At 67.5% G+C, this 15,821-nt stretch carries 15 protein-coding genes and 1 pseudogene; 12 read left to right on the top strand and 4 right to left on the bottom strand.

Annotated elements, in window-relative coordinates; genetic code table 11:
- Nucleotides 1-162: 162 nt before the first annotated feature.
- Nucleotides 163-1,155, bottom strand: a complete 993-nt coding sequence (locus P1P75_RS19505) for an alpha/beta fold hydrolase (protein WP_319257011.1) — start codon at nt 1,153-1,155, stop codon at nt 163-165.
- A gap of 572 nt (nt 1,156-1,727) precedes the next feature.
- On the opposite strand from P1P75_RS19505, the gene P1P75_RS19500 reads away from it, so the two are divergent.
- Together P1P75_RS19500 and P1P75_RS19495 are read left to right on the top strand one after the other, a co-directional pair.
- The gene (locus tag P1P75_RS19500; RefSeq protein WP_319257007.1) at nt 1,728-1,871 is read left to right on the top strand and encodes a hypothetical protein; all 144 of its coding nucleotides are present in this window, start codon (nt 1,728-1,730) and stop codon (nt 1,869-1,871) included.
- Between the two features lie 1,032 nt (nt 1,872-2,903).
- Complete coding sequence (locus tag P1P75_RS19495; protein ID WP_319257004.1) at nt 2,904-3,980, top strand: hypothetical protein; 1,077 nt, start codon at nt 2,904-2,906, stop codon at nt 3,978-3,980.
- A gap of 4 nt (nt 3,981-3,984) precedes the next feature.
- Here the strand turns inward: P1P75_RS19495 and P1P75_RS19490 are convergent, their stop codons facing one another.
- The 3 genes from P1P75_RS19490 to P1P75_RS19480 form a co-directional block, all read right to left on the bottom strand.
- Nucleotides 3,985-5,208, bottom strand: coding sequence for a hypothetical protein (locus tag P1P75_RS19490; protein ID WP_319257001.1), 1,224 nt, complete (start codon nt 5,206-5,208; stop codon nt 3,985-3,987).
- A gap of 408 nt (nt 5,209-5,616) precedes the next feature.
- Nucleotides 5,617-5,754 (bottom strand): hypothetical protein, encoded by a 138-nt coding sequence (locus P1P75_RS19485; protein WP_319256998.1) that lies wholly within the window; start codon nt 5,752-5,754, stop codon nt 5,617-5,619.
- 461 nt (nt 5,755-6,215) lie between these two features.
- Nucleotides 6,216-6,380 carry a hypothetical protein gene (locus P1P75_RS19480; protein ID WP_319256995.1) on the bottom strand — a complete coding sequence of 55 codons (165 nt, stop codon included), beginning with the start codon at nt 6,378-6,380 and terminating at the stop codon, nt 6,216-6,218.
- A 57-nt stretch (nt 6,381-6,437) separates the two neighbouring features.
- On the opposite strand from P1P75_RS19480, the gene P1P75_RS19475 reads away from it, so the two are divergent.
- The 10 genes and pseudogenes from P1P75_RS19475 to P1P75_RS19430 all read left to right on the top strand — a co-directional run.
- Nucleotides 6,438-6,899 carry a GntR family transcriptional regulator gene (locus tag P1P75_RS19475; RefSeq protein WP_319256992.1) on the top strand — a complete coding sequence of 154 codons (462 nt, stop codon included), beginning with the start codon at nt 6,438-6,440 and terminating at the stop codon, nt 6,897-6,899.
- Nucleotides 6,896-7,807 carry an ABC transporter ATP-binding protein gene (locus P1P75_RS19470; RefSeq protein WP_319256989.1) on the top strand — a complete coding sequence of 304 codons (912 nt, stop codon included), beginning with the start codon at nt 6,896-6,898 and terminating at the stop codon, nt 7,805-7,807. The genes P1P75_RS19475 and P1P75_RS19470 overlap by 4 nt, the downstream gene beginning before the upstream one ends.
- Entirely contained in the window at nt 7,804-8,790 is a 987-nt protein-coding gene (locus tag P1P75_RS19465) for a transporter (RefSeq protein ID WP_319256986.1), read from the top strand. The genes P1P75_RS19470 and P1P75_RS19465 overlap by 4 nt, the downstream gene beginning before the upstream one ends.
- Nucleotides 8,791-8,903: 113 nt before the next feature.
- Complete coding sequence (locus P1P75_RS19460; protein WP_319256983.1) at nt 8,904-9,707, top strand: class I SAM-dependent methyltransferase; 804 nt, start codon at nt 8,904-8,906, stop codon at nt 9,705-9,707.
- Between the two features lie 18 nt (nt 9,708-9,725).
- Nucleotides 9,726-11,309 carry a glycosyltransferase family 39 protein gene (locus P1P75_RS19455; protein WP_319256980.1) on the top strand — a complete coding sequence of 528 codons (1,584 nt, stop codon included), beginning with the start codon at nt 9,726-9,728 and terminating at the stop codon, nt 11,307-11,309.
- Nucleotides 11,310-11,778: 469 nt separating this feature from the next.
- Nucleotides 11,779-12,474 carry a hypothetical protein gene (locus P1P75_RS19450; protein ID WP_319256977.1) on the top strand — a complete coding sequence of 232 codons (696 nt, stop codon included), beginning with the start codon at nt 11,779-11,781 and terminating at the stop codon, nt 12,472-12,474.
- Nucleotides 12,475-12,673: 199 nt separating this feature from the next.
- Entirely contained in the window at nt 12,674-13,486 is an 813-nt protein-coding gene (locus P1P75_RS19445; protein ID WP_319257040.1) for an oxidoreductase, read from the top strand.
- A 57-nt stretch (nt 13,487-13,543) separates the two neighbouring features.
- The gene (locus tag P1P75_RS19440; RefSeq protein WP_319256975.1) at nt 13,544-14,062 is read left to right on the top strand and encodes a nuclear transport factor 2 family protein; all 519 of its coding nucleotides are present in this window, start codon (nt 13,544-13,546) and stop codon (nt 14,060-14,062) included.
- A 111-nt stretch (nt 14,063-14,173) separates the two neighbouring features.
- On the top strand, nt 14,174-15,331 hold the full coding sequence (locus tag P1P75_RS19435) for an L-dopachrome tautomerase-related protein (RefSeq protein WP_319256972.1): 1,158 nt from the start codon (nt 14,174-14,176) through the stop codon (nt 15,329-15,331).
- A gap of 361 nt (nt 15,332-15,692) precedes the next feature.
- Nucleotides 15,693-15,821, top strand: a pseudogene (locus tag P1P75_RS19430) (TetR/AcrR family transcriptional regulator); the annotation flags it as partial.

Here is a 15,821-nt window from a genome sequence, read left to right as displayed (position 1 = left end):
GGGCAAAGGGGGTACGCGGTCACGGCAATGGCGAAGGAATCGAGCTCGCAGAAGTTGATCAGTCGATCCAGAGCAGCATCGCGTGACCGGTGGACTCGGCATCCCCGAAGAACTCGGTCAGAGCGACTCCCGTTGGACGGCTAAAGGGTGGCGTAGCCAGGTTCATGGTGCCGGGCTGATGTCGCCGTTCTCGTCCATCTCGAAGCTGCCCTGGGTCTTGCCGTCGACCTTGGTGTGCTTGAGCCAGTGCTTCGACAGGTTGTGCAGGTTCTTGTGCTGACTTTCCCAGGGCATCGAGTGGCCGGCGCACTTCACCGTGACGAGGAGTTTGTGCGGTCCCGTGATGGCGTCGTAGAGCGCGGGGACGTGGAAGTCGAGTGCCGGGTTGGAGCTGGGCGGTGTGGTGTTGGCCGTCTGATCGTGTTCGCCGTGCACGATCAGCGCGGGCACCCTTCCGCCGAGGACGCCTCCTTGCCCTGCGGCGGTGTTGTTCCAGCCCCATGTCACGAAGTTCCGAAAACGGCTGACGCCCGCCGGCTGTCCGGAGGGAAGGAGCGGTCCCCAATCACGGCCGATCGGATCATTGTCCATGAGGGCGTTCCACACAACGTCGACCATGCCGGGCTCGTGTTGGTTCGCGCACTTCATGGGCAAGGCCTGTTCGATGCTTGTGCGGGTGAGCACGTGGGTGGGGAAGCCGGGTACCGGCAGGGTCGGCGGGTTCGAGGGGCCCAGCGGAGGAAAGATCGGGCCGAGGAGGAACAAGCTCTCCACCCTCCCCGGATTCTTGATTGCGTACGGTCCCATGGCGAACGCGGCCGCCGACCAGCCGATGAAGGCGACCTTTGAAACGTTGCGCTCGTTGCAGATGTACTCGACGACGGTGCTGAGCTCTTCTTGGTCGCTCCGAGAGTTGGTCAGTACGAACGGATAGCTCGCCGTTCGTGGGCCCGACAGGGGAGGAGTGACGGCAGCCTGCTGGTTGGGATTGACATTGCAGGGGTCCTCCATCCGGGGGCGCGGCGACCGGCCAGAGCCCTGCAGATCCATCATGAAGACGTCATAACCGGCCTGGGCGAGGGCCTTGGCCCACCCGTAGGAGGTGTGCTGGAGGTCGTAGCCTGCCAGCACCGGCACACTCCTGCCGTGCAGCATGAGGACGGCCTTGCGGTTCGCAGGGGGGCCGGAGGGCGTGCCGTCGTGCTCTCGTACGAACAGCTTCACCTTCTGGCCCGCGTTCGCGGGGACAGTCGACGTGTGAGGGACCGAGTGATCGGTCGTGGTGACGGCCATGAAAGGGTCTCCTTCTGTCGGCCCCTCGTGGATCTCCCTTACAGGCCAGAGTCGGTCAGGTGTGAAGCCGGCGCCACAGCAGGCCCGCCGACCGTGTGTCGCCCGTCTCTCGTCTCGTCAGGCACCTTCGTCAATCTCCCGCCCCGAGCGGCGGTGGGAAAGCCACGACACGTTCACCGCGCTGTGCAATCCGGCCGCGACCGGGCACGCGACGGCGACCGGAGCACCCCGGACCACTCCCGGTGCCATCCGGCGTGCGAACTTCAGCCGCACCGACAGCGGACCGGGATCGCCGCGTACGGGCGTTTCCCTCGCATGGGCAGCCCCTACTTGCCGCGAGGCCGCGAAGGGGAGCGTGGTCTCCGGCGCCGGAAGGCCGATCGTCAGCCCTCTGAAGCACGAGTTCGGCCCGCCCGGTGCGGATGCTGAAGGTCATGGGTCTGCACAGCGACGAGGTAACCGACCGCAAGAAGCGTCCGGCCGACAGCAACTCCCCCGCAGTCGCACACAGCGAGGGCCGCAAACGGTTCTGGCGCCATGACGAGGTCACGGAGTTCTTGGCCAAACGCGCACGATGAAGCGCACACTGGCGGCCGCGGTACTCGCCGACCAGGACGAACTTCTGACCAAGCGGAAGTGGTCAAACTCCTCGGTCACACCCGCACCTCCACCATCGGCGCCTACTTCCGCGACCGGCCCGGATACTTCCCCGAACCCGACGAGAACGCCGACGCCCCCCTGTGGCGCCGCGGCACCATCGTCGCCCGGGCCGGCAACCGGCCCGGCGAGAGCCGGCGCAGCTCCGCCCCCACTGCCGCACTGCCCCCCGGTGCCCGTCGACCGGGACCCCGACGAACTGCTCGGGACGACCGAGGCAGCCGCGGCGCAGCCCGCAGGAAGTGGGCCCCCTACCAAGTCCTCGACGTCCTTCAGGACTTGCTGAGGTGCTGGACGGGCATCTGCACCACCTGCGGCCTCGGCAACCCGGGGGCGGCAGGCCGTCGCCGACGCGGCGAAGTACGAGGTGTACGCCTCGTCCGAGGCCACCGGCCCGTTCACGCTGCTGGGTATGACCGCGGTGCCCTCGCACAGCGCGGCCCGGCGCTCCCGTTGCAGGCGGCGCTGGACAGGTGGAGAGTTGTTTTATATCGGTGCCGTATTCTTCCGGCTCCCAATTTCCTGGAGCTACCGCCTCACAAGGAAGAATCCACTACGGACGGAACGACTCTACGCCAAGCGTATCTGGAACCATCATGGCCAGAATTTCTCGGCGAACAATCCTTCACGCGGCCAACGCATCCATTCTGGCCGCAGTGCTCGCGCTGCCGACAGGTCTGCCGATTGCCGCAGCAGATTCTCAGAGGCTGAACGAGGGCCGTGCCGGAGTACCGACTCAGCCCACGGATCCTCCACAGTCTCCTTCCGATACGCCGAGCGGTCCGACGGGACCCACCACGTCCCCCGACTCGCCACCGTCGCCCGAACCGAGCGGTCCCACGGGATCCACGACGTCTCCCCCTTCCACACCGAGCGGCACGTCTGACATCTCCGAGCCGCCGGACACGGGCGACACGGACGAACAGACGTCCGGACTCCCGCCTGAACAGACGGTGGAAATCGACGAGGCGACGAAGACCCTGAACAAGGAGAAGGAGCGAGTCCCCGAAGAACTCGTGCCGACCGTGGAAACGTTGATCACCATCGTCCGCACGGTCGAGGATCCGGAGACGTCGCCACAGGACAGGCAAGGGGTCGTCGAGAGCACGAAGAACCTGTCCACCACGCTGGCAGCCATCAGCGATCCCAGAACACCTCCCGAGCTGCGGAGGGAGCTGACTTCGATCGTGAAGCAGGTGACTTCCGCGCTCGAGACGGTAAACGGTCCCCAGGGGGCAACCGAAGAACGGTCCATGTTCATCCTGGTGGTCAAACGGACAACATCCACCCTGGACCTGATCCGCGATCCCAGGACGCTACAGGACCTGCGTGGCCACATGATCGCCATCGTGAAAGACACGACCTACGCCGCGCAGAGGAGCCAGAATTGGCCACAGGTCAGCTCGGCAGAGAAGAAATTTTCCTACAGCCTGCTGGCGGACAGCTCCTCGCAGGACATGATGCACGACAAGGGGACACCGCCGAGGGAACAAAAAGAGCTCACGTACATCACACGGCAGGTCAGCGCACTGCTGAGAAAAATCAGTGACCCCGGGACATCACCGGACGAGCGGTCCAGGCTCACGAAAGAACTGGATGACAAGACATCTCGCATGAAAGACCAGCAGGAGCAATCCGCCTCTGCCCAGAAACGCCCGGAAGAGTCGCTCGGCAAGGCCGCCGCGTTCTGCACCAGCGCCATATTCGAGTCCACCTCCGAATCTGCCCTCGTGCGGGCGCTGGACAAGCTGCTTCCCGCACAGTGGGAGACGGAAGGGGTCAAGGACTTCTGGAAGGCGGAGGAAAATAGCGACGATACGCTCGACGTCCTCGCACAATTGCGGAACGACGAACATACCCACGGCCCGTTCGAAGTCATACCGCTCATCACTGAACTCGCCGAGCTCGTACCGCACGACAAACTGTTCGGAAGCCTGGGAGCCTCTGCCCTGTCCTGCGAGCAGACTGCCGCGTACCTTGGCGAAGACGGGGTCACAGTGGGCACCTGGCTCGCCAAGGCCGGCGAGTGATCCGTCAGACCCCGGCAGATCTCAACAATTCCGCCACGGAGATCACTGAATCAGCCCGGGACCTCGCAGCTCCATATCTTTGCAGCTCCCTCTTCTCTTCTCTGTAGTCACCCACCCCGGAGAATCCGTACGGAACAGAAGAAATCGATGAGATGAACCGGCCACCCGGAGACCAGACAGCAGTCACATAACGCGGCTTACGTGTCACGTTGATCAAATTGTTATTGTGACGCACCCTTCCCCGATAAACCAGCTGCTCCCCACAGATCGCCGGTTCGCAGTAGTAGCGCCCCTCGCGTTCGTTCCACGAAACATGAGGGAACCCGAACTCCTCCACGTCGAGCCTGCCCCGATCCTTTCTCATGTACGAGATCTGCAATGCAACACTCAAGACGTCGTACCCGACGTTCCTGGGAAGCTGAAATACACGCTTCAAAGCGTATTCTTGCCCGACGTCGAGCGAACTACCGGACTCATAGAATCTTCCACTGCTCACCGTAGTGTAATTTGGCTGGCCGACATAGAGCTCGGCCTCCCCTTCGCGCGCCCCCTGCCTCTCGACACTTTTCTTCCACTCCGCCGTCGGATCCTCCTCCTCCAGGGAATACACAGCCACCCTGCCACGGACCGTGTAGATGTCATTGACGATATACACCGGGATCCCTCCGGTGTTTTTCATGTAAAGCGTCAGCGGGACATGCAGGAAGGGAAGCCTATTATCCTCCCACGCCTTCCCGAATTCCGCCTTCAAAGTAAAATGCATAGGTGCGGACGCAGGCTGGTACATAGTGGAATACGCGAGACTGACAGCCGTCAGGAGTACCGTGGCGACCACCCCGGCCGCGAATCTCTTGGGCTGCGGCATGCCCTTCCAAGATTTTTCGCACACAAGAACAAAAATCGCCCATACGGCCCAGCACAACGCGGGCAAGTAGACCAGAAGATGGCGTGTGTACTCCCTCTCCTCGAACCAGAGAAGAAGAAGGAGGCCATCGGTGGCCAGTACAATAATTGCCCCGAATATTACAACCGCACCAGAGGCCCTGAAGTGGCGCCTTCCCCAGTAGTCGAGCGCCGCAATTGCCGCAATTCCCAGCGCCACACCCGACAGGACAAACAACACACCGGTAATCCGTTGCGCGAAAGTCAGCGCCCCGGAGGCGTCCGGCCATCCGATGACTGCGTTGAAAACCATAGAAACAAGCAGCCCGGCCACCATGAGCAACATGGTGGAGCGCCTTCTCCAAGCTCGATCGGGCCAAGCCCTGCTGTCGCCCCCGCGCCAGCACACAGATGCCGGATCATCCAGATCCATGTTCTCGGGGTAACCGTGGCGGCCGATTATCTTACGCAGTTCGGTCGGTGACCAGGCACTGCCGACCGTCTCGCCGCCGATGGTGACGCGACGCAGACCGCGACTGTCCGGCGGCTCCACGATGATCCATGGACGGATACTCATGACCACAGACTCAAGCCTGAGCCGGCATCGTGCACGCGGAGCTACCCCGTTCGCCTTCAAGCCGGGTCCCCCGACGTCGAACGGGTCACCCGACGACTTCACGGCGCGAATGCCGCCACCGGCCACCCCCGCACGACGGATTCAAGCGGTGGCGACCATCCAGACGAAGGAAGGTGGTCAGGAAGCGAAAAAAGTCTTCTGGCATCCGGTCTGGATGCTGCCCCACGTCCAAATGTCGATGTCAATGTCGATGGCGATGGCGATGGCGATGGCGAGCCAGTTGGTGGCTTCCGCCTGGACGAACGCGCTGGTCATGACCACATAGTGGTCCGGGACGTCGATTGTGGGGAACGAACGCGTGGGAGTGTTGCGCGTTCGTGTTCGCGCACAAGGTGTTCGCGCACAAGGTGCTGTGATCCTGTCCTCTCAGATCCGCGTCAGGTTCCACCACAGGGGATCGGATCCTCGACGCTGCGCTGAGCGCCACCGGCAGCGGGCCCGTGGCGCTGCCCGCCGGCCAGTCGAGGACCTCGTTCTCCTCGCGGACCGGTCCCAGCCAGCAGCCGAACGCGGCAGAGAGCGTCGCGGTGCACACCGTGCCAACGAGCACGGCCGTGCCGATCTTCATGGCGAGCCGGCGGCCGCAGCTGACCGCCTGCGTCGTGAGGAGCCTGCCGGTGCCGTGCTCCAGGCCGCTCGCGAAGTACGCCGGGGCCGGTGTGCGGCACAGCATGCGTATCACCCGCGCCAGCGGCCGAGGCGGGTCTGCCCCGCCGTCACCGGGGACGTGCGAGCCACCATGCGGCTGCCGCGCGCAGCGGGAAGGGCCGAGGCGGCAGGCCGCCCCGGCCGACGAGCAGCATGCGTTGCCGGGCCGCTGCGGCGAGGGTCGGCGCGGCAGCGACGGCGAGGGCCGCTCGGGTGGTGCTCCTGTTTGACATCCCTGCCAGGCCTCCATCATGCTTGTATTAATTCATTAATGGAAGCACATTGAAGTGATGGAAGGTGACGTGGTCGAGTACCGGATCGACCGTGGCAGCGGCGTCCCGGCCTACGTGCAGATCGTCGAGCAGACCGAACGGGCGCTCCGGATGGGCACGCTGAAGGTCGGCGACAAACTGCCCACGGCGAAGGAGGTGGTGGCGGCGACCGCCATCAACCCCAACACCGTGCTGCGGGCCTACCGCGACATGGAGCAGGCCGGGCTGGTCGAACTGCGGCGCGGGCTGGGGACCTTCGTGACGCGGTCGCTCGCACGGCCCGGCGCGGAGGACGACTCGCCCCTGCGTATGGAACTCGCCGGCTGGACGGCACGCGCGCGGGCGGCGGGATTGGAACGGGCCGACATCTTCGCCCTGGTCACCGCCGCCCTGGACGCCCACGACAACGAGCAGAACGAGCACGATGAGCAACACGAGCACACCCCGGGCGACCGGGGGCGAAAGAGGAGGACGCATTGACCGGGCCTGACGCGCCGGCCGCGCTACGCGCCAAGGGACTCGGATTCCGGTACCGGACGCGGGGCGGCTGGGCCCTGCGGGACTGCGAATTCACCGTGCCCAACGGCCGCGTTACCGCCCTCGTGGGACGTAACGGTGCCGGCAAGAGCACCCTGCTGCACCTGGCGGGCGGCCTGCTGCGCGCCGACACCGGGGAACTGCGCGTACTGGACGCTCCGCCGGGCGCACCCGAAGCCCGCGCCCGGGTCGCCCTGCTCACCCAGGGCAAGCCGCTCTACCCCCGCTTCACCGTGACGGACACCCTGCGCATGGGCGAGAAACTGAACTCCTCGTGGGACCGGGCGGCCGCCGAGCGGACCGTCCACGAGGGAAGCATTCCGCTTGCCGCCCGCATAGGCGAGCTGTCCCCCGGACAGCGCACCCGAGTCGCTCTCGCCCTGGCGCTCGGCAAGCGGCCCGAACTGCTGCTGCTGGATGAGCCGATGGCCGACCTCGACCCCGTGGCGCGAAACGAGATCATGGCGGCGCTGATGGCCGAGGCCGCCGAGCGCGGCACAAGCATCGTGCTGTCCTCCCACGTCCTGCCCGAACTGGAGCACACCTGCGACTGGGTACTGCTGCTGCGGGACGGCCGCGTCGAGCTGAGCGAGGACACCGAAGTGCTGCGCGAGAGCCACGCCGTGCTGACCGGACACGCCGGCCAGGCCGCCGCCCTGGCCGGATCCCACACGGTCGTACAGCGCCGGACGAGCGCCAGACAGATGACCGCCCTGATACGGCAGCACGGACCGGTGCGCGGCGACTGGCACGTCGCGCGGCCCAGGCTGGAGGACATCCTGGCCGGCCACCTCCAGGCCGGTGACGCGATGCGCCCCGCGGCAGCTGAGCGGACGGAGACGGCAGCATGAACGGCTTTCGCTCGAACGGCTCTCTGTGGAACGGCTCCCTGTGGCTCGCATGGCGCCATCAGAGGGTGTTGGTCGGTATCGGCGCTGCTGTCCTGGCCGCGGCCGCGGCGATCGCCGCGTATTCCCGCTCGGCCATGGCGGACGACCTGAACAGCGGGCTGTTCGGCCACTGCGGCACCGGGCCGCTGTTCTGCACGCGGCCCGACACCGGCCTTCCCCTGCTTCTGGACGTGGAGCCGCTGCGCTACCTCGCGGCGCTGAACATGGCCCTGCCCATCCTGATCGGCGTCTTCTGGGGCGCCCCTCTGCTGGGCCGCGACCGGGAACTGGGCACGCACCGCATGGTGCTCGCCCAGGGAGTGAGCCGCGGCCAGTGGTTCGCCTCCCGGTACGCCCTCGCCGCAGCGACCACAGCGACCCTCTCCGGCCTGCTCACTTGGCTGTTCGCATGGTGGTGGGAGCCGGCCGCGAACCGGAGCTACGGCCTCTTCTGGTACGAGAACACGGCGCTGAGCGGCTCCGGCCCGCGCGTCGTCGCCGCCGCCCTCTTCGGCCTGGCGGCCGGCACACTCCTGGGCCTGCTGGCCCGCCGGGTCCTGGAGGCGATGGGCCTGACTCTCCTGCTGACCGGGGCGATGACGCTCCTGCTGGAGTGGACGCACCGCACGCGCCTGCTGGTCCCGCCGCACACCTACACCAGCACCGGCAGCATCCCCAAGCCTCCGATGGGCGAGAAGTGGTCGACCGGCCACTACGGCCTGGTGACCGCCTCCGGCCGCCGCGACGACGTGATGAACTGCCCCATGCCGTCCGGCACCGAGCTGAAGGAATGCATGGACGGGCACGGGTACATCGCCCGCTTCTACGAGGCAAACCCGGCCGGCGACTACTGGACCTTCCAGTGGGCCGACACGGCCATCCTGGGCGGCCTCGCCCTCCTGCTCACACTCGCCACCGTGGTGCTCCTGCGCCGCCGCGTCTGACGCGCCGCACGCCGGCATCCGTCAGACCCCTTAACCCCTCCCCTTCCTTTCATCCCCCTTCATTTTCAGGGTCCCCTCTACCCGGACCCTTTCTGCACGGAGGTCACTTCGCCATGCCCGCCGACGCCAACTCACCGAAGAAGCTGCGCAACAACCGCGCAGCCCTCACCCACAAGATCGGTTACGCCCTTCGCCACCCCGGACGCGTCACCCCGTACCTCCGCCGGGCGGGCAGGGACGCCTGGCTGGGCCTGATCCACCCCGACCACGTCGGCTACTACCGGGCAGTGATGGCCTCGGACACCCGACGCAACCCGGAGGCCGCGGTCGGCAGCCAGACCCACGACCGCTGGCTGGCACTCGGCCAGATGCAGTTCGACTACCTCATCGAACACGGACTGCGCCCCGAGCACCGCATGCTCGACATCGGCTGCGGCAACCTGCGCGGCGGCTGGCGCTTCATCAACCACCTGAACCCCGGCAACTACTACGGCATCGACATCTCCCCCGACATCCTGACGGCCGCCAAGAAGACCCTCGCCGAGCGCCACCTCCAGGACAAACTCCCGCACCTGACCATCACCGGCGACCTCACCCTGGACTTCCTGCCCAGCGACCACTTCAACGTCATCCACGCACACAGCGTCTTCTCCCACTCTCCGCTGAACGTCATCGAGGAGTGCCTCGCACACGTCGGCCGTGTGCTGACCGAGACCGGGTTCTTCGACTTCACCTTCGACCGCACCGAGGGCACCGAACACCAGGTACTACGCGAAGACTTCTACTACCGCACCGAGACCCTCCTGGCCCTGGCCCGCAAGCACGGCCTGCACGCCCGCTTCATGGACGACTGGGAGCAGCGCCCGCACGGCCAGTCGAAGATCCGCGTCAGCCGCTCCCCCCTGCCCACCGCCTGACAGGGCCAGGGAACTGACATGCCCCCCACAGCGACCCCGGGCACCCTGCTCGCCCCGCCCGCCGTCACCCCGCCGCCCCGGACGCCCGTCGTAGTGCGGCCGCCCGTGCCGCTGCACACCACCCGGCACGGCCCGAGCCGGGAACTCACGGCAGCTGTGCCCGCGAGCCTCGTACTCGCCCTGGGCCTGTGGGGGATCACCCGCCAGAACAGCATGTGGCGCGACGAAGCCGCCACCTGGCAGGTCGCCCACCGCGACCTGCACGAGATCTGGCACCTGCTCGGACACGCAGACATCGTCCACGGCCTGTACTACGCCCTCATGCACATCCTCTTCGAGGTCTTCGGTGACAGCCTCCTGACGCTGCGGATACCGTCCGTCATCGCCATGGCGGTGGCGGCCTCGCTGGCCGCCGACCTCGGCGCCCGGCTCGCGGACCGATGGAGCGGGCTCGGCGCCGGGCTGGCCTTCGCACTGCTGCCCACTCTCCAGACGTACGCGCAAGAAGGCCGCCCGTATGCGATGGTGACCGCCACCGTCACGCTCGCCTCCTGGCTGCTGGTGGCCGCCCTGCACCGCCCGCGCGCCCGCATCTGGAGCGCGTACGCACTCGTCGTCCTACTGGGCGCGCTGCTCAACTGGTTCTCCCTGCTCGCGCTCCTCGCACACGCCGCCGCCCTCGCCCTCGCCCGGCCACACCGTGCCATCTGGGCGCGCTGGTTCATCGCCGTGAGCACCGCCATAATCGGTGCCACGCCTCTCATCCTGGCCAGCCGGGACCAGGCCGGGCAGGTCTCCTGGATACAGCCGAGCACACCAATGACGATGTACGCCGTCGCAGCCACCGTCGTCGCGGCCGGCGGCTGCGCCTTTCTGCGCCGCGCACGAACACCCGCCCAGCCGGCTCCCGCTGCGGCGGGGACACCGAGCCTGGCCGCTGTGGCCGTCCCGCTGTGCGCCCTCCCGCAAGTGGTGCTCCTCACCGTCTCACTCACCTGGCAGCCCCTCTACGTCGACCGTTACGTACTGTTCGCCCAGGTCGGCCTCGCCCTCCTCCTCGGGGTACTGATCTCCACACTCGCCACCAGCCCGCTCATCGGTCGACCCGGCGTTTTGCTCGCCGCCGTCACGGCACTGGCGTTCGTGGCTCTGCTCCCCATGGAGCGGCAAGTACGCAGCGCCCACAGCCGCGTCGACGACGTACTGGCTGCGGCCACCCTGGTGACCGCAGCACATGACCGCGGCGCGGGAGCGATGGTCTTCATTCCCTCAGCCCGACGCGACACCGCCATGGTCACCCCGGGCGCGTTCCCCGGACTGCGCGACATCGCCCTCGCCCAGAGCCCCGCCGACTCCGGCACCCTGCACGGCATCGAAACAGCCCCCCGCACCACAGCCCGCGCGATGCTCCGCGAACCGCACATCATCCTCATCAGTGACGCACAGCCCCGCCCCGCCCACAACGCCCGTGACCTCGCCAAACAACGAGTCCTGCACGAACATTTCGTCCCGCGCTCCATCACGATCCAACGCGGCCGCAGCATCACCCTCTACGAACGAATCGACCGCCCGCACTCCGACGAGCCCGCCGACAGGTCGTGAACCCTCCCAGGCACCCCCGGGACACGCCACGATTCAGCAACCCGACAGACCTGCTGCCAGGCCCACCCACAAGGGTGAGGGCAACACCTTCCACCACAACAAGAACATCCTCCCCGGCTGAGCAGGGCCGGGGACGATCGACGCTGGATCGTGGACCCGAATTCCCGGGAGGAGTGGTTGATCTGGCAAGCATCTGAAGCGGAGCGGTGCTGGGGACTTTCGAGGAGCACCGACACCGGTGAAGTTCACTGACCGCGTGAAGTTCACTGACCGCGTGCCTGTGGACCGGTCAGCCTGGTGGACCACAGAGCCACCGTCCCAAGGAGTCGCAGGGCTCTGGCCGGCTCGCGGGAGCCGGCCAAAAGTCGCGGCCTGGAGCCGTGGAGACCGTACCGGTGACTGGGGTGATGGGGCGGCCCGCACACAAGGGGCGTCCGGGTGCCGGGGCTGCGTGTTCGGGAGCCGGCTGATGGACGGGGAAGTTCTGCACGCGCGTCTGCTGGGCAGCATGGATCTGCGCAGGGGAGAACGGCGGCTGGGACCGCTGGATTCCGCTCGCGCCGAGTCGCTGCTCGCCTACCTGCTGCTGCACAAAGACGCGCCGCAGCCGCGCCAGCATCTGGCGTTCCTGCTGTGGCCCGGCTCGACCGAGCGCCAGGCGCACACGAACCTGCGCAAGGTGCTGCACACCCTGCGCCAGGCACTGCCCGAGACCGACCAGCTGACCGACGTCGGGCTGCGGAGCCTGCAATGGCGCCCGGGCATCCCGTTGTGGCTGGATGTGGAGCACTTTGAGTGGGCGCTGGCCGCGGGTCGACTCGAGGAGGCGGTGGAGACCTACGCCGGCGATCTGTTGGAGGGCCGCTACGACGAGTGGCTGCTGGGGGAACGGGCGCGGCTCGCGGGCCTTCACCTGGATGCGCTCGAGGAGCTTGATGATCGCCAGACCGGCCGATGCCGCTCGACGCCCCACGCGGATCTCGACCATCGTGACACCTCACCGTTGGCGCCTGGACGGCCCGTCCGGCGCGCCTCTCCGGACGGCGTGCCCTCTGCGCTTCTCTCTGGGGGCTACGTCAGCGCTTACTGGGACTACGCCGGGACGGACACCACGGTGTATTCGGCGTTCACCGTCGCGGCGGGACACCGACACGCTTGGGGATGACGCTCTCGCGTATGTCCTGCCTGGCCATCCGGGGCCGGTGCCGCCCATGCCGGCGGGTGCCGGTCAGCTCCACCTGAAACCGACCGGCGGCTCGGCCCGGGATCAGTTCCGTGCTGGAGCTTGCACATCGGAAACCGATCGGTTTACAGTGAGGGCACGAGAAACCGATCGGTTTCCAAAAGGACTTCGGGAGTGCATGATGACGACAAACCGGCCGGTGGCCCTCGTGACGGGTGCGTCCTCCGGTATCGGCAAGGAAACCGCGCTCGCGCTCGTTGCTGCGGGTTTCGAGGTGGCCGGCACGGGCCGTGACACCTCACGCGTCACCCCGCTCGAGGGCGTGACGTTCTTCGACCTGGACGTGGTCAACGACAAGTCGGTGACCGCCGTGGTCCAGCAGGTGATCGAGCGGTTCGGGCGGATCGACGTCCTGGTCAACAATGCCGGCGTCGGCTCGATCGGCGCAGTCGAGGAGACCTCCCTCGCGCAGGCTCAGGGCGTGTTCGACATCAACGTCTTCGGTGTCATGCGCATGGTGAAGGAGGTTCTGCCCCACATGCGTGCCCGGGGGCGCGGACGCATCATCAACCTCAGTTCCGTGCAGGGCTTCATCCCCGCTCCCTACATGGCCGTCTACGGCGCGTCCAAGCACGCGATCGAGGGCTACTCCCAGTCCCTGGACCACGAGGTCCGCCCGTACGGCGTCCGTTCACTCCTCGTCGAACCCGCCTACACCAACACCGGATTCGAGGCCAACAGCGCCAAGCCCGACTCGCCCCTGCCCCTCTACGCCGACCAGCGGCACGTCTTCGACCGACTGATGACCGAGGCGATCAAGAACGGCGACGACCCCGCCGTCGTCGCCAAGGCGATCGTCACGGCAGCCACCGACGCCAAGCCGAAACTGCGCTACGCCGCCGGCCCCATGGCCGCACGCGCCCGCCTCCTCCGCTTCGTCCCCGCCTGGGTCCTGGACAAGCAGATCCGCACGATGAACAAGCTGGCCGGCTGACACCCCCGCCCGCCCCACCTGTAAACCCCATCGCGCCGTAGACACCGGGAGAGACCCATGTCCGAGACCCTGCACTCCGCCGCCGCTACCATCGCGCGCTGGCGCTCCGCCGAGGAACGCGGTGACGTCGACGCCGCGGTCGCGTGCCTGAGCCCGGACGTCGTGCTCAGCTCACCGCTCACCGACCAGTTCCGCTTCGAGGGAACTGACCAGCTGCGCGACTTCCTGACCTCGGCGTTCGCGGCGGTCAAGGACGTCCGCTACCACACCCAGACCGGCGAGGGCGACACGTACGCCCTGGTCTACCGGGCGCGGGTGGGTTCCCAGTCGTTCGAGGAGGTGCAGATGCTGCGGCTCGACGACCAGGCACGCATCACGGAGATCACGCTCTTCGGGCGTCCGATGCCGGCCCTCACCGCCCTGATGCACCTCATGGGTCCGGCGCTCGCCCGCCAGCAGGGCCGCCGGGGCCTTGCGACGCTCATGAGCGTCAGCACCGTACCCATTCACGCGATGGTCTCCTCGGGGGACCGCAGCATGGTCGCCAAGACCCGCCCGACAGCCCGGCAGACCTGACAGAACCAGATCCACCGGCCGTTTGACCCCGTTCCCCTTCCCGTTCCAGGAGTTGTCGGTAGCCGCAACTCGCCTTGCTCTCCAGCGACTTGCCCCCCAGGAGACGCCCCCATGCAACGACGTACGTTCCTCACGGCGACCACCGCGTCGCTGGCCGCCACCCAACTCGCCGGACCCGCCTACGCCTCCGCATCCCCCTCCAGCTCAACAGCCGGTCACTACGAGGTCGTTGCCCGCTTCTGGGGCGCGATGCCGACCGGTGTCACCGTCTCGCGCCGCGGCCGGGTCTTCGTCAACTTTCCCCGCTGGGGCGACGACGTCCCGTTCACCGTCGCCGAACTGCGGGGCGGGAAACCGGTGGCCTATCCCGACGCCGAGGTAAACCGCGAGGACGCCACCGACCTGGCCGGGCACTTCCAGTCGGTGCAGAGCGTCGTCGTCGACGGGGCGGACCGGCTGTGGATCCTCGACACCGGAAGCCCGCTGTTCGCCGGCTCCTCCTACGGTGGCCCGAAGCTCGTGGCGGTCGACCTGCGCACCGACCGCATCGTACGGAAGATCCTCTTCCCGCCCGAGGTGGTGCCGGCGAACAGCTACCCCAACGACGTGCGCTTCGACCTGCGGCGCGGCGCCGAGGGCACGGCCTTCATCACCGACTCGGGCGGCTCCAACGGCATCATCGTGGTCGACCTCGCCACGGGCCGCTCCTGGCGGCGACTGACCGGGCACCCCTCGGCCCTCCCGGACAAGCAGTTCCTTCCCGTCATCGAGGGCCAGCCCTTCATGGTCCGCCCCGTCGGCGGCGAGCCCGTCCACTACGAGACCGGCTCCGACGGCATCGCCCTCAGCGCCGACGGCACGCGCCTCTACTACTGCCCGCTCTCCAGCCGCCGGCTGCACAGCGTGTCCACCGACGCCCTCGCCGACCCGGACGCCACGGACGCCGAGGTGGCGGCGACGGTCGAGGACCACGGGTTCAAGCCCATGGCCGACGGCCTGGAGAGCGACAACGAGGGGCGCCTCTACGGCGGCGACCTGGAACACAACACGATCTGGCGCAGAAGCCCGAACGGCACCTACCGCACCCTCGCCCAGGGACGCGACCTCCTCTGGGTCGACACCCTGTCCGTCGCCTCGGACCGGCACCTCTACGCCATCGCCAACCAGCTCAACCGGCTGTCCCCCTTCCACGAGGGCAAGGACCTGCGCCGCAAGCCCTACCTCCTCATCCGCCTGCCCATCGACGCCGGACCCGTCAGGCTCGTATGACCTCCCCGGCTCGCGCCAGACGGCCGCAAGGTCGCTGTCCAGGTGCGCACCCCAGCAGTGCAGCGGTCGACCCCGCCCCGGGCGCGGACGCGGCCGCCGAGACGGAGCCCGAGACCGCAGCCCCGATGTAGCGGAAGGCGGCCGCACCCAAGACGGGGCCATGACGCGGAGTGGCCCCCGGTGCGCGTCGCCTCTGTGGGGGCGCGTGCACCATCAGGGCTCGGCGACGGCCTCTCCCCCAAACCGGCGTCGAGGCTCTCAGCGGCCTTCGGACATCCGCCCGACGGCGGGCGCTTCCCCCGACTCCACACGGAAGCCGAGCGGTTTCCATTCTTCGTCCGATTGGAGTTGACCTCGCGGTATGACTACCAAAATGAAGCCAAGTCCCCGCGAGCGGCTGCTGGAGGCGGCGGCCACGCTCACCTACCGCGACGGCGTCGGCATCGGCGTCGAGGCGCTGTGCAGGGCGGCGGGGGTGTCGAAGCGCTCC

The organism is Streptomyces sp. ID05-39B, assembly GCF_033794725.1.
Taxonomy (GTDB): domain Bacteria; phylum Actinomycetota; class Actinomycetes; order Streptomycetales; family Streptomycetaceae; genus Streptomyces; species Streptomyces bobili.
The sequence above is the reverse complement of the archived record's forward strand: the minus strand, read 5'-3'. Positions and strand labels throughout refer to the sequence as shown.

Coding starts and splice junctions, on each gene's coding strand:
- P1P75_RS19505 (WP_319257011.1), bottom strand. CDS start 1,155: ATGCTGCACGGCAGGAGTGTGCCGGTGCTGGCAGGCTACGACCTCCAG.
- P1P75_RS19500 (WP_319257007.1), top strand. CDS start 1,728: ATGGGTCTGCACAGCGACGAGGTAACCGACCGCAAGAAGCGTCCGGCC.
- P1P75_RS19490 (WP_319257001.1), bottom strand. CDS start 5,208: ATGTTGCTCATGGTGGCCGGGCTGCTTGTTTCTATGGTTTTCAACGCA.
- P1P75_RS19485 (WP_319256998.1), bottom strand. CDS start 5,754: ATGACCAGCGCGTTCGTCCAGGCGGAAGCCACCAACTGGCTCGCCATC.
- P1P75_RS19480 (WP_319256995.1), bottom strand. CDS start 6,380: ATGTCAAACAGGAGCACCACCCGAGCGGCCCTCGCCGTCGCTGCCGCG.
- P1P75_RS19475 (WP_319256992.1), top strand. CDS start 6,438: ATGGAAGGTGACGTGGTCGAGTACCGGATCGACCGTGGCAGCGGCGTC.
- P1P75_RS19465 (WP_319256986.1), top strand. CDS start 7,804: ATGAACGGCTTTCGCTCGAACGGCTCTCTGTGGAACGGCTCCCTGTGG.
- P1P75_RS19460 (WP_319256983.1), top strand. CDS start 8,904: ATGCCCGCCGACGCCAACTCACCGAAGAAGCTGCGCAACAACCGCGCA.
- P1P75_RS19455 (WP_319256980.1), top strand. CDS start 9,726: ATGCCCCCCACAGCGACCCCGGGCACCCTGCTCGCCCCGCCCGCCGTC.
- P1P75_RS19450 (WP_319256977.1), top strand. CDS start 11,779: ATGGACGGGGAAGTTCTGCACGCGCGTCTGCTGGGCAGCATGGATCTG.
- P1P75_RS19445 (WP_319257040.1), top strand. CDS start 12,674: ATGACGACAAACCGGCCGGTGGCCCTCGTGACGGGTGCGTCCTCCGGT.
- P1P75_RS19440 (WP_319256975.1), top strand. CDS start 13,544: ATGTCCGAGACCCTGCACTCCGCCGCCGCTACCATCGCGCGCTGGCGC.
- P1P75_RS19435 (WP_319256972.1), top strand. CDS start 14,174: ATGCAACGACGTACGTTCCTCACGGCGACCACCGCGTCGCTGGCCGCC.